This window comes from Chryseobacterium sp. CP-77, assembly GCF_036362765.1.
Taxonomy (GTDB): Bacteria; Bacteroidota; Bacteroidia; order Flavobacteriales; family Weeksellaceae; genus Chryseobacterium; species Chryseobacterium cupriresistens.
Genome location: NZ_CP143637.1, coordinates 3,876,820 through 3,890,485 on the forward strand (window position 1 = coordinate 3,876,820; position 13,666 = coordinate 3,890,485).

Below are 13,666 nucleotides of genomic sequence, written 5' to 3' on the forward strand. Positions count from 1 at the left end.
AAATAAATTTTTAGTGTAAAGTTATGATATTTTCGCTATCAAGCTCAAAGGGTATCCATTGTTCTTTTTCTCCGCTTACCATAAACTCAATAATGTTGTTGATACGAAGAAAAGGTGATTCTGTCGAAGGCTCGTACAACCCGACATCCAGAATGTATTTTCCTAACGTGAAAAGCGGATTTTTAATGGTTGTTTGGTAAGTAATCTTTGTGCTTTGGCCTATATTTTCTCTAGATTCTCTTACAAAAATTCCGGCAATTGGCTTTTGCTCTTTATCCTTGAATTCAAGATATAAAACAGGCAGCTCATGTACAGGTTTATTGATTTTAAATTCAAAAGAAAGAATGAAATCCTTATGGCGGTGAATTTCGTTATTTAAAAGGTTTGTTTTTGCAGAAATTAATTCAAAAGTCTGATTATCATAGACTTTATTTTCGCCGTTATTCGAAAATTTATTGTAATAAAGCTGAATTCCTTTTCCGATTTCTTTTCCATGATATTCAACCTTACCATGATCCATTAAAATAATTTCATTACAAATCCTTGAAACCATCGGCATGCTGTGAGAAACAAAAATTACGGCTGTATGAGGAAGCAGTTCGTCAATTTTGCTGAAACATTTTAAGACAAAACCTAAATCGCCCACGGCTAAAACTTCATCAATAATCAAAATATCCGGTTCGAGATGGGCTGCAACCGCAAACCCTAACCGTACTTTCATCCCTGAGGAATAGTTTTGTACGGGGGTATCAATAAAATCTCTTATTTCAGAAAAATCAATGATAGATTCTATTTTTTCTTCAACATCTTTTTTAGTAAAACCTAAGATGGAAGCATTGTTATAGATATTTTCCCTTCCTGTAAGAATCGGATTAAAACCGGCGCCCAATTCTATCAAAGCTCCGATTTTTCCTCTCATGACGATTTGTCCTTTGTCAGGAGCGTATAATCCGTTCAAAACTTTTAGGAGGGTAGATTTTCCGGCACCGTTATGACCGATCAGTCCGATACATTCTCCTCTTCTCAGCTCAAAACTTACATCATGCACTGCCCAGAATTCTTTGGGACGCAATTCTTTATTGATCGATAAACCCAGTGTACTTCGGATAATGTCTGAAGCGCCGTATCTAAGCGAGCTTTTCAGGTTTTTACTGAATTTTTTAGATACGTTTTGTACCGATACTAATACTTCTTTATCTTTCATTACCCTGCAATTTTTTCAATAACAATCGGCATTGATTTTCTGAAAATAACCAAACCAATCAATAAAACAATAATGCTGACAGCCGTTAAGATAACGGTAAATACCAGTGACTGTGCTTCCATTCCTACCAATGTATTTCGGGTATCATTAATAAGATATGTTAAAGGATTTATTTTAAATAAAATTTTAAAAACCCCAACTCTTGGCGCGGCATACACTACAGGCGTGAGGTACATCAAAAAAGGAATACCAGTAGTAAGTACTTTGCTGATATCGGTGTAAATTAATCCTAATGGTGTAATAATTAGCCCTATAGCAAAAGCAAAAAGTGTTAAAGCCACAATATAAAATGGATACAAAAGAAGGCTCCATGAAGGTACTACCTGATACACAATTAAAATTGCAACGACAGGTATCATTTTTATAGCTAAATTGAAAAGAGTAGTATATAACCCTTTCATTAATAAGGCTTCTTTTGGGAAATTAATTTTTGAAATAATTGCTCTTCCTGCATTCACAGAATTGATAGGGCTCTGAACAGCTTCAGCAAAGATATTCCAAAGAGTGGTACCTACGATAACGAAAACCGGATAGGGAATTCCTCCCGGAATATTGACATTTACCACGCCTGAGCCATTTAGGAATAACCAGATCAATGAATTGATTATTACCGGAGCCAATATCCAGAAAAACCCCAATAAAGACTGCCTGTGCTGAGACTGAATGTCTCTTTTGGTCATTTGATAGGCTAAAAAATTAGAAGATTTTATATCCCGGTAAATCGCTTTGAGCTCTTGGAAAAAATGTGTTTTTTTATCAGATGTGTATACTACGGTTTTCAAAGTAGATTTTTTTTCAAATTTATAATAATTAATCTTATCCCGGATTTTATGTATTAGGAATATTATTTACATGCAACAGGAAAATTACAACTAATATATTAATAGTTGTATTATAATCAAAAGCTATTAACATTTTTATAGAATAGCTTTTGATTTTTGTAGATGAATTTATTATTTTATTACGAGCTGTTTCAGGTATTCACCGTATCCGCTTTTACCATATTTGGTAGCCGTTTCAAGCAGTTTCTCCTCATCAATGAATTTGTTTCTGAATGCAATTTCTTCAATACAGCCGATTTTAAATCCTTGTCTTTTTTCAATAACACTTACAAATTCTGAAGCGTCATGAAGAGAATCAAAAGTCCCTGTATCCAGCCATGCCGTTCCTCTGTTAAGAACAGCTACTTCAAGTTTTCCATTGCTTAAATAAACATTGTTGATATCTGTGATTTCCAGTTCACCTCTTGCAGAGGGCTTGATGTTTTTAGCGATTTCAACGACATTGTTATCATAAAAATACAGGCCGGGAACAGCGTAGTTTGACTTAGGATTTAAAGGCTTTTCTTCAATGGAAACAGCTTTCAGGTTTTTGTCGAATTCTACTACACCATATCTTTCAGGGTCTGCTACGTGGTAAGCAAAAACAACTCCTCCCTGCGGATTGGTTTTGTTTTTCAATAAAGTTCCCATTTCGGAACCATAGAAAATATTATCTCCCAATACCAGTGCGGCGGGGTCGTTGCCAATAAATTGCTCACCCAGAATAAAAGCTTGTGCTAAACCATCAGGGCTTGGCTGTACAACATATTCTATATTACAGCCGATTTGCGAGCCGTCGCCCAAAAGTTTGATGAAACCTTCCTGGTCATGTGGAGTAGTGATGATAAGAATATCCTTGATTCCTGCTAAAAGCAATGTGGAAAGCGGATAGTAGATCATAGGTTTGTCGTAAACAGGCATCAGCTGCTTGCTTACGGCAATAGTTAGAGGGTAAAGTCTTGTTCCGGAACCTCCGGCTAATATTATTCCTTTCATGTTTTGGTGCGTAAGACGCTTATTTCTTTTGTGTTGTGAGTTGAATTTCTGTGAAGATAAAGAGTTCTATTGCTCTGTTATCTCAAATAATATATTTAGCTGTATTGTTTGCTGTAATAATCCTGATAATTTCCAGAAGTTACATTTTCCAGCCATTCCTTATTTTCCAGATACCAGTCGATGGTTTTTGCTAATCCTTCTTCAAAGGTAACTGAAGGTTTCCAGCCTAAATCTTTATTCAGTTTTGTTGCATCAATAGCGTAACGTTTGTCGTGACCCGGTCTGTCTTTAACAAAAGTGATCAGTTTTTCTGAATAACCTTCCGGTCTTTCCAGTTTGGCATCCATTTGTTTGATCAGTTCTTTGACAAGATCAATATTCTGCCACTCGTTGAATCCTCCAATATTGTAAGTCTCACCGGTTTTTGCTTCTTTAAAGATCTGATGAATCGCCTTGGCATGGTCAATGACAAACAACCAGTCTCTGGTATATTTTCCATCACCGTAAATAGGAAGGGGTCTCTCGTTGATGATATTCGAAATACAAAGAGGGATAAGCTTTTCGGGGAAATGATTCGGGCCGTAGTTGTTGGAACAGTTCGATACGATGAAAGGCATTCCATAGGTATTTCCGTAAGCTCTTACCAAATGGTCAGAAGCTGCTTTTGAAGCTGAATAAGGAGATTGAGGGTCGTATGATGTGGTCTCCAGAAAGAAACCTGTTTCCCCTAAGCTTCCATATACTTCATCCGTGGAAATATGATAGAAAAGATTGTTTCTTTTTTCATCCGGGAATCTGCCGTGGGTATGATCGGGATTTAATGTCCAGAATTCTTTACAAAGGTTCAGAAGATTAGCGGTTCCGTTCACATTCGTGTTGATAAATGCCATTGGATCTGTAATACTTCTGTCTACGTGGCTTTCTGCTGCTAAATGTACAACTGCATCCGGATTATATTTTTCGAAAACTTTTCTAAGTTCTTCCGGTTTTGTGATATCTGCTTTTTCGAAAACATAATTCGGCTCATTTTCAATGTCCTTTAAGTTTTCCAGATTTCCGGCATAGGTAAGAGCATCAAGATTGACGATCGTAGTATCCGGATTGTTTTTTACAAACTCTCTTACAACATGGGAGCCGATGAATCCGGCACCTCCTGTAATGATAATATTTTTCATTGATTTATTTTGTGATGGTCTTTCTTCCTATACTTTTATAATGAAATCCATTCTGTTCAGGGATTTCCAGTGGGTACATATTTCTGCCGTCAAAAATGACTTTGTTTTTCATCTTTCTAGCCATAAGGTCAAAATTAGGATTTTTGAATTCCGGCCATTCTGTAGCAATAAACAGTGCGTCTACATCTTCGAGTGCATCATACATTCCTTTGGCGTATTGTATTTTATCACCTAAAAGCTTCTGAACATTATTTTCTGCAACAGCATCATATGCTACAATTTTTGCACCTTTTTCCAATAAAAGAGCAATATTATCTAAAGATGAAGCTTCTCTAATGTCATCTGTATTGGCTTTGAAGGCAAGCCCCCACATAGCAATTTTCTTTCCTTCAATACTTCCTCCGAAATATTTTTCAATTTCAGACACTAAGATCACCTTCTGGGCTGTATTTACATTTTCCGTAGCTTCAAGGATCTGAAAATTAAAATCTTCCTGCTTTCCGGATTTTATAAGTGCTTTTACATCTTTAGGGAAGCAGCTACCTCCATATCCGATCCCCGGGAATAAGAATCTGTGTCCGATTCTGTCATCACTACCCATCCCAAGTCTTACCTTATCTACATCTGCGCCCACTTTTTCACAATAGTTCGCGATCTCATTCATAAAGGTAATTTTTACTGCCAGAAATGAATTCGCAGCATATTTTGTAAGTTCTGAGGATTTCTCATCCATGAAAATGATAGGAATTCCGGTGTTGGTAAAAGGCTGGTATATTTTAGACATGATGTCTTTGGCTCTTTCCGAACTTGCACCAACCACTACTCTTGAGGGATTCATTGAATCTTCAACCGCAAATCCTTCTCTTAAAAATTCGGGATTTGAAACAACATCAAAAGGGATATTTGTTTTTGCTGAGATGGTTTCTCTTACTCTGTCTGCAGTTCCTACAGGAACCGTACTTTTATTGACAATGACTTTGTATCCGGTCATCATTTCGCCAATATTATCAGCTACCTGAAGTACATAAGACAGATCTGCAGATCCATCTTCTCCCGGAGGAGTAGGTAATGCCAGATAAATCACTTCGCTTTTGTCTAAAGCTTCCTTAAGGTTGGTAGTGAAAAATAATCTTTCAGACTGAATGTTTCTTAAAAACATTTCTTCAAGGTTCGGCTCATAGATGGGAACTATGCCGTTTTTCATACCTTCTACTTTTTTTTCATCAATATCAACACAGTATACTGAATTGCCAAGTTCTGCCAGAGTGGTTCCTGTAACCAAACCTACATAACCTGTTCCTACAATCGTTATATTCAAAATGTCTGTTTTTAAATTCTAAGACAAAAGTAATAAAAATCTTCTGACATATTCTTTTAATTTATTGTAAATGAATCTGGCGCTATTTACTTGATACTTAAGATTATTTTGCATTTTTAGAAAAAAAGCTTATATTTGCAATGGATTTACGGAAAAAATGGGAAGGCTTCGGAAGAAAGCCTTTTTTCGTACTGTAAATCAAGATAAAAATATATGGAGTTTAGAAAAAGAATTGAAGAATTATTAAATGAATTCCTTGAGACCAGAAAAGATCTGTTTCTTATTGATCTTAAAATTTCTGCAGGGGATGATATTACAGTGATTTTGGATGGTGATAACGGAGTTTCTTTGCAGGATTGTCTTGATGCAAGCCGTGCAATTGAATTCAATATGGATCGTGAAGAGCATGACTTCAGCCTTCAGGTGATGTCTGCAGGACTGAGCGAGCCATTATCCACACCAAGACAGTTCAGTAAAAACATTGGAAGAGAGATTGAGGTGATGCTGGAGGATTCTTCTAAAATTGAAGGAGAATTGTCAAAAGTAGACGATGAGAAGATCACACTTGTTCTGCGTTACCGGAAACCGAAAGATATCGGAAAAGGAAAAGTAGATGTGGAGGAGGAGAAAGAGATTTCTTATCCTGAGATCAAAAAAGCATTAGTAGTAATTAAATTTTAAAAAGAAAAAAGAATAGATGGATAATATAGCGTTGATTGAATCCTTTGGTGATTTTAAAGACGAAAAAGGGATCAGTAAGATTGATCTTATGGCAATTATTGAAGATTCACTGAAAACTCTTTTAAGAAAGAGATTCGATTCAGATGATCATTTTGATGTGATTGTAAACCCGGATAAAGGAGATTTTCAGATATTTTTAAATAAAACAATTGTAGAGGACGAAATGTCTGAAGATGATGATTTGGAAATTGAAATTTCTGAAGCGAAGAAGATTGATCCTACCTTCGAAGTAGGTGAAGACTTTACAATGGAAATTCCTGTTGCACAGTTGGGAAGAAGAAATATTCTTACCCTTAAGCAAATCCTTGCTACAAAACTTCAGGAACACAATAATGCAATGCTGTACGAACAGTTTAGAGATAAAATTGGTGAAATTGTTGTAGGGGAAATCCACCACATCCGTCATAAGCACGTGATTCTGCTGGATGATGAAGGAAATGAATTTATTTTACCAAAAGAAAACCAGATCCCATCCGATTTCTTTAAAAAGGGTGAGAATATCAGAGCTATTGTTGAGACAGTAGATTTTAAAGGTTCTAAACCACAGATTATTATTTCCAGAACTGCACCTAAATTCCTTGAGAAGTTATTAGAGCTGGAAATTCCTGAGATCCAGGACGGAACAATTATCCTGAAAAAGGTAGTGAGAATTCCTGGTGAAAAGGCGAAGATTGCAGTAGATGCTTATGATGACAGAATTGATCCTGTAGGAGCTTGTGTAGGAGTGAAAGGATCCAGAATTCATGGCGTTGTAAGAGAGTTGAGAAATGAAAACATCGATGTTATTCAGTGGTCTAAAAACCCTGAGATCTTGGTGAAGAGAGCATTAGGAAATGTTACTATTAACAAAATTGAAATCAATGAGGAGACGAACTACGCGTTGGTGTATACTCCTGTTGAAGAAATTTCTAAAGTGATCGGAAAACAAGGTCAGAATATCAGACTGGCTTCTTGGTTGACAGGATATGAGATTGATGTATACAGAGAGTCCAGCGAGGATGATGATGTTGAATTGAAAGAATTTAACGATGATATCGAGCAGTGGATTTTGGATGAGTTTAAGAAAGTAGGACTTACAACTGCAAAATCAGTATTGGATAAAGAAACTGAAAGTCTTTTAAATATGGTTGACCTTGAAGAAGAAACTATTGAAGAGGTGAAACGTATTCTGAGAGAAGAATTTGAAGATTAAGATTTTAAATAAATTTTAATAAACAGTAAAAAAGAAATACTTTAATTTTAAAAATTAAAAACAGTAAATAATATAAATGCCAAAAATTAGATTAAATAAAGCGGTTAAGGAATTCAACATTTCGATGTCCAGATTAGTAGAGTTTTTACAGTCAAGGGGTTTCGAGGTTGAAAGCAATCCTAACGCTCAATTGGAAGAAGCGGCATATTCTGCATTGGAGGCTGAGTTTGCTAAAGACGGCGAACAAAGAAAGGCTTCCCATGAGGTGGTGATCACTAAAGTTCCGGAAGAAAAGCTGGAAATTGAAGAAAAGAAAACCCCTGAAGTGATAAGAGCTAAAGCAAATAAACCAGAAACTAGAATTTTAGGTAAAATAGATTTGGAACCTAAGAAGCCTGAAGCTGAAGAGGCTCCTGCAGCTCCTGCAGTTCCTGTGGCTCCTGTTGCGACACCGGTTGAAGAAAAGAAAGAAGAAATCGTGAAAGAAGAACAACCGGAAGTTAAAGCAGCGCCTGAAAAGCAGGAATTTAAAGTTTTGGATAAAATTGATTTGTCTCAAATAGAATCTAGAAACAGACCTGTGAAAAAAGACAAACCAAAAATGGAGGAGAAAAAAGAAGAAGTTAAACCTGTGGAAACAGTAAAAGAAACTCCAAAACCAGTGGTTGCAGAGGAGAAAAAAGTGGAAACTCCAAAAACAGAGGCTGAACCTGAATCTCAGGAACCACAGAAAATTGAGACAGTATATCAGAAGCTTGACGGTCCTAAAATCGTTGGGGAAAAGATCGACTTGACTCAGTTTGCGCCGAAGCCGGGTGCCGGAGCAAAAAAGAAAAGAAAGAGAATTGAAAAACCTGGTCAGAATAACCAACAAGGTCAGGGGAATAATCAAAACTCAGGAAATAATAACCAAGGTGGTCAGGGCCAGGGAAATCGTCAGAATAATAACGGTGGACAAGGCGGAAACCGCCAGGGTCAGGGAGGACAAGGAAACCGTCCTCAAGGTCAGGGTGGCCAGGGTGGAAACCGTTTTGGAAATAACCAGGGTGGTGGAAACCGTCAGGGTCAAGGTGGTGGCTTCAAAAAAGGAGGTCAGAACAACAGACCAGGGCAGAGAGTTATGCCAGTTGAATTAACTGACGAACAGGTTAAAAACCAGATCAAAGAAACATTAGAAAAACTTACTAATAAAGGAGGAAAATCTAAATCTGCAAAACACAGAAAGGACAAAAGAACTTTCCGTAGAGAGCAGGATGAGCGCCAGCAGGAGCTTGAAGCACAAGACAGAACTCTTAAAGTAACAGAATTCATCACAGTAGGTGAATTGGCAAGTTTGATGAATGTTTCTCCAACTGAAGTAATCTCTGCTTGTTTCTCATTAGGGGTAATGGTTACCATGAACCAGAGACTTGAAGCAGATACTTTATTATTAGTAGCAGATGAATTTGGTTATAAAATCGAATTCTCAGATGCTGATCTTGAAGATACAGATGCTGAAGATGAAGTGGATACTGAAGAAAGCTTATTGCAGAGAGCTCCTGTAGTTACTGTAATGGGACACGTTGACCACGGTAAAACTTCATTATTGGATTACATCAGAAAAACCAACGTAATTGCTGGTGAATCAGGAGGTATTACTCAGCACATCGGTGCTTATAATGTGAAACTGGAAAACGGTCAGAGAATTACATTCTTAGATACACCAGGTCACGAAGCCTTTACAGCGATGAGAGCAAGAGGGGCACAGATCACGGATATTGCAATTATCGTAATTGCTGCCGATGATGATGTAATGCCACAAACAAAAGAAGCAATTGCTCACGCACAGGCTGCAGGAGTACCAATGATCATTGCTATCAACAAAGTAGATAAACCGAATGCAAACCCGGACAACATCCGTCAGCAGTTATCAGGATTAAATCCACCGGTTTTAGTAGAAGAATGGGGTGGGAATGTTCAGGCACAGGAGATCTCAGCTAAATTCGGTAATAACGTAGATGTATTGCTGGAAAAAGTTTTACTACAGGCTGAAATGCTTGAGTTGAAAGCAAATCCTGACCGTGCAGCAAACGGAGTTGTTATTGAAGCATCCTTAGATAAAGGTAGAGGTTATGTAGCAACAATGTTGGTGCAGACCGGAACTTTAAGAGTAGGTGATTATGTAGTAGCAGGTAAAAATCACGGTAAAGTAAAAGCTTTGCTTGATGAAAGAGGAAAAAATCTAAAAGAAGCAGGGCCATCAATTCCTGCAACAATCTTAGGTTTAGACGGAGCGCCTACTGCTGGTGATAAATTCCGAGTATATGCTGATGAAAGTGAAGGTAAAGCTATTGCCAATAAGAGAGAACAGCTGCAGAGAGAATTATCAATCAGAACCAAGAAGCATACAACCCTTGAAGAATTGGGTAGACGTATTGCTTTAGGAGAATTCAAAGAATTGAACATTATCCTTAAAGGAGACGTGGATGGTTCTGTAGAAGCTCTTTCTGATCAGTTACAAAGATTATCAACAGAAGAAATCAGTGTGAAGATTCTTCACTCCGGTGTAGGACAGATCACTGAATCTGATATCAACTTAGCAGCAGCATCAGATGCCATTATCATTGGATTCAATGTAAGAGCAGGTGCCAATGCAAAAGAACTTGCCGATCGTGAGGAAATTGAGATCAGAACTTACTCTGTAATCTATAAAGCAATCGATGAAGTAAAAGAAGCGATGGAGGGAATGCTTTCTCCGGAAATTCAGGAACAGGTGATTGGTAATGTTGAAATCCGTGAGGTATTCAAGATTTCTAAAGTAGGAACAATTGCAGGTTGTATGGTTCTTACCGGAAAAGTAACAAGACAGTCAAAAGTACGTTTGCTAAGAGACGGTATTGTTAAATTTGACGGTGAACTTGAAAGTTTGAAACGTTTCAAAGATGATGTGAAGGAAGTAACAAAAGGTTACGAATGTGGTCTGAACCTTAAAGGTTATAATGATATTGAAATCGGAGATATTCTTGAAGTTTACGAAGAAGTAGCGGTTAAGAAGAAACTGAAATAAATATATCCTAAATATGTGAAAACCACTTTTTTATAAAGTGGTTTTTTTATTTTTTGAATCCATTTAATTTATAATTATTCTAAATAATATTTTTTAAATTATTAATAATTTGTTAAAATGAATTTGGTCGGTAAGAAAAATATTTTTTATTGAATAAAATCTGTAAATTATTATTGAATCCTATTTTATTTGTGTAAATTTTAAATGAAACATTAAAAAAAAGAGTACTTTAAACACTGGTTTAATTTGTGGATGTTAATATTTATTAACATATTTGCTCATTAAATATATTAAAATTTGTTAATATGAATGTTAAACTATGTGTATTGAGTGCAGGGGTTATGTTCTTTTTAGGACAATCTGCTTTTGCACAAACAACTAAAAAGGATACAGCAAATACTAAAGTAATTGATGAAATTGTTGTAGTTGGGGTACAAAAAAAGAAAAAAGAAGAAGTTACCCAAGCTGTTTCTGTAGTATCTGGTGAAGAATTAACGAGAATGTCAGCTTCAAGTACAGGTATTACCAACATGCTTCAAGGTAAGATGTCAGGTTTGCAGGTTTCTACAAACTCTGGTAAACCAGGAGAACCGGGATCAATTAGAATCAGAGGTGCTATCAATGTGTCTTCTACTCTAGGAGCATCTGATCCACTATTCGTTGTTGATGGTATCTATATGACTCAACGTCAGTTTAACTCGATTCCTCCAACAGATATTGAAAGTGTTACCGAATTGAAAGATGCTGCTTCTACTGCTGTTTATGGAGCTAGAGCTGCAAACGGGGTTATTGTAGTTACTACTAAAAGAGGTAAATTAGGAAAACCAGCCATTACATACGATACAAGATTTGGTTTTGCTTATAAGCCAAAGGATATCAACTTCAAAATGATGAATACTGCACAAAAGATTCAATTTGAAGATGAAATGTCCACAATTGGAATTAATCCAAACCCGCTTTATACAGATCAAGAAAAAGCTGCATTATTAGCGCAGGATCATGATTGGTCAAAAGAAATTTTAAGAAACTCAAGCATCCAGTACCACAACTTATCTGTAAGAGGCGGAGGAGATAAAAATTCATATTATGCTTCTATCGGTTATGATTCTGACTCAGGGATCTTACAGGAATTAGAAGGATTTAAAAGATACAATGCTAGATTTAACTTCGATCAGAAGATTACTGATAAAATGAAGTTAGGTTTTGATTTTGGTGTAGTAAATGTTAAGACTCAAGATCAGCGATTCTCATATAACGCATTAAGTCCATTCTATTCAGTATACTCATTGAATCCATATGAGCCAATTTATAATCCAAATGGTTCATTCAATCCTACAACAAACTCTATTAACCCAATTGACCTTAGAAGAAATGAGGTGACAACTGACTGGAGAACAAGATTGTCAGGACAGGTATTTGGTACTTATGAGTTCTTTAAAGGATTATCATTTAAATCTACTTTCGGTACAATCTATGACCTTCGAAAAAACAAATATGTTGTAAGAAAAGGTTCAGATATTGCTAAAGTGTACGGATATCCGGATGGAAGTATTAGAGATACAAGATCAGATTTCTGGACATATGTATTTAATAATAGATTCGACTTCTCAAGATCTTTCGGACAACATAAAGTGTCTGCAGTTGCTGCATTCGAATATAGCCAGGAGCAATTCGGAAGTTTATCAGGAACAAAAAGAGTTATGCTAGGGCCAGACATTACTGATGTAGGTTCGGCAGCTACTCCATTTGCGGTTACAGGTAATACAACTACAACAAATTATGTGAGTTTATTAGGAGTTGTTGACTATAACTATGCTAACAGATATATCATATCTGGATCAATCAGAAGAGATGGAAACTCAAGACTAGGGGAAGGCAATAAATATGGTAACTTCTGGTCTGCTTCAGCAGCATGGAATTTAGCAAAAGAATCTTTTTTTGATGTTCCTTTCTTCAATGATATTAAATTCAGATATAGTATTGGTACAACAGGTAATATCTCTGCTCTTGCAGATTATCAAAACCTTATCTCTATTGTATCTGGTGACTATGGTTTAGATCCTACTTCAGGTCCTTCTAACAGTGTAGGAAACAAAAACCTTAAATGGGAGTCTAAAACATCTCAAAACTTAGGGGTTGACTTTGTAATGTGGAATAACAGAGTTAAACTAAGTGCGGAAGTATTTAAGGATGACAGAAAAGATTTCCTTTATGCAATTCCAAGTACTCAATATGAAGGAGGTGGATACTTATTCTCGAGTGTTACCAATGCTGGAAATATTGAAATTAAAGGTTTAGAATCTGAATTGAATATTGACATCATCAGAAGTAAAGATATTGACTGGTCTGTAAGAGGAAATATTTCAATGCTTAAATATAATGTAAAGAGCTTATACGGAACTAATACTCAGCTTAGCTTAGATGGTTACACATTCATGAGCATTGGAAACGAGCCAACAGTATTTAAAATGGTTAAAAGTGCAGGTGTAGATCCTACTACAGGAGATGCATTGTATTATAAACTTGATGGTTCTATAACTAATGTATATAGTTCAGGTGATGCTCAGTTCCTGCCAGGAAAATCTACATTGCCAAGTGCTTATGGAGGTTTTGGAACAACGTTCAGATATAAAGGATTTGACTTAAACGCAGATTTCTCTTTCCAAACAGGAGGATATAGCTATAATATCGTAGCACAAAACCTTGTTGACTTCTCTGCTTATAACCAAAACTTAAGTACAGATGCATTCAATTACTGGAAAAACCCAGGAGATACAGGTGTGTTACCAAAACCTAATGTAAACGGTCTTCAAACAACAGATCAATTCTTACAAAAAACAGATTTCGTAAGATTGAGATCAGTAGAAATCGGATATACATTTGATAAGAAATTCTTAGGTGAGAAACTTCCTGTAAACAGTATCAGAGTATATGGTTCTGGTCAGAACTTAGCTCTTTGGACTAATTTTACAGGAGATCCAGAAATTGCTGTAGCTTCTGAAACTCAAATTAACAATGGAGCATTTATTCCAGGAGCTTTAAGTTTATACAATTATCCAAATACAAGAACATTCCTAATGGGAGTGCAAGTTAACTTCTAATTCAATTTTATC

9 protein-coding genes are annotated in these 13,666 nt (G+C 36.2%); 4 read left to right on the forward strand and 5 right to left on the reverse strand.

Annotation, left to right across the window (positions count from 1 at the left end; genetic code table 11):
- Window positions 1-10 precede the first annotated feature (10 nt).
- From V0410_RS17295 to V0410_RS17315, 5 genes are all read right to left on the reverse strand, one after another.
- Window positions 11-1,204: an ABC transporter ATP-binding protein gene (locus tag V0410_RS17295; protein WP_330745034.1), complete on the reverse strand. Its 1,194-nt coding sequence runs from the start codon at window positions 1,202-1,204 to the stop codon at window positions 11-13.
- Window positions 1,204-1,944: an ABC transporter permease gene (locus V0410_RS17300; RefSeq protein ID WP_330745035.1), complete on the reverse strand. Its 741-nt coding sequence runs from the start codon at window positions 1,942-1,944 to the stop codon at window positions 1,204-1,206. Before V0410_RS17300 ends, V0410_RS17295 begins: the two co-directional genes overlap by 1 nt.
- Before the next feature lie 273 nt (window positions 1,945-2,217).
- Window positions 2,218-3,081: a glucose-1-phosphate thymidylyltransferase RfbA gene (gene rfbA, locus V0410_RS17305; protein WP_330745036.1), complete on the reverse strand. Its 864-nt coding sequence runs from the start codon at window positions 3,079-3,081 to the stop codon at window positions 2,218-2,220.
- 95 nt (window positions 3,082-3,176) lie between these two features.
- Complete coding sequence (gene rfbB, locus V0410_RS17310) at window positions 3,177-4,256, reverse strand: dTDP-glucose 4,6-dehydratase (protein ID WP_330745037.1); 1,080 nt, start codon at window positions 4,254-4,256, stop codon at window positions 3,177-3,179.
- A 4-nt stretch (window positions 4,257-4,260) separates the two neighbouring features.
- Complete coding sequence (locus V0410_RS17315; protein ID WP_330745038.1) at window positions 4,261-5,574, reverse strand: UDP-glucose dehydrogenase family protein; 1,314 nt, start codon at window positions 5,572-5,574, stop codon at window positions 4,261-4,263.
- Between the two features lie 213 nt (window positions 5,575-5,787).
- On the opposite strand from V0410_RS17315, the gene rimP reads away from it, so the two are divergent.
- From rimP to V0410_RS17335, 4 genes are all read left to right on the forward strand, one after another.
- Window positions 5,788-6,255, forward strand: coding sequence for a ribosome assembly cofactor RimP (gene rimP / locus V0410_RS17320; protein WP_034691441.1), 468 nt, complete (start codon window positions 5,788-5,790; stop codon window positions 6,253-6,255).
- A 16-nt stretch (window positions 6,256-6,271) separates the two neighbouring features.
- Window positions 6,272-7,507, forward strand: a complete 1,236-nt coding sequence (gene nusA / locus V0410_RS17325) for a transcription termination factor NusA (protein ID WP_002982960.1) — start codon at window positions 6,272-6,274, stop codon at window positions 7,505-7,507.
- A 76-nt stretch (window positions 7,508-7,583) separates the two neighbouring features.
- Window positions 7,584-10,553, forward strand: coding sequence for a translation initiation factor IF-2 (gene infB / locus V0410_RS17330; RefSeq protein ID WP_110008475.1), 2,970 nt, complete (start codon window positions 7,584-7,586; stop codon window positions 10,551-10,553).
- A 305-nt stretch (window positions 10,554-10,858) separates the two neighbouring features.
- Window positions 10,859-13,654, forward strand: coding sequence for a SusC/RagA family TonB-linked outer membrane protein (locus tag V0410_RS17335; RefSeq protein ID WP_330745039.1), 2,796 nt, complete (start codon window positions 10,859-10,861; stop codon window positions 13,652-13,654).
- Window positions 13,655-13,666 lie beyond the last annotated feature (12 nt).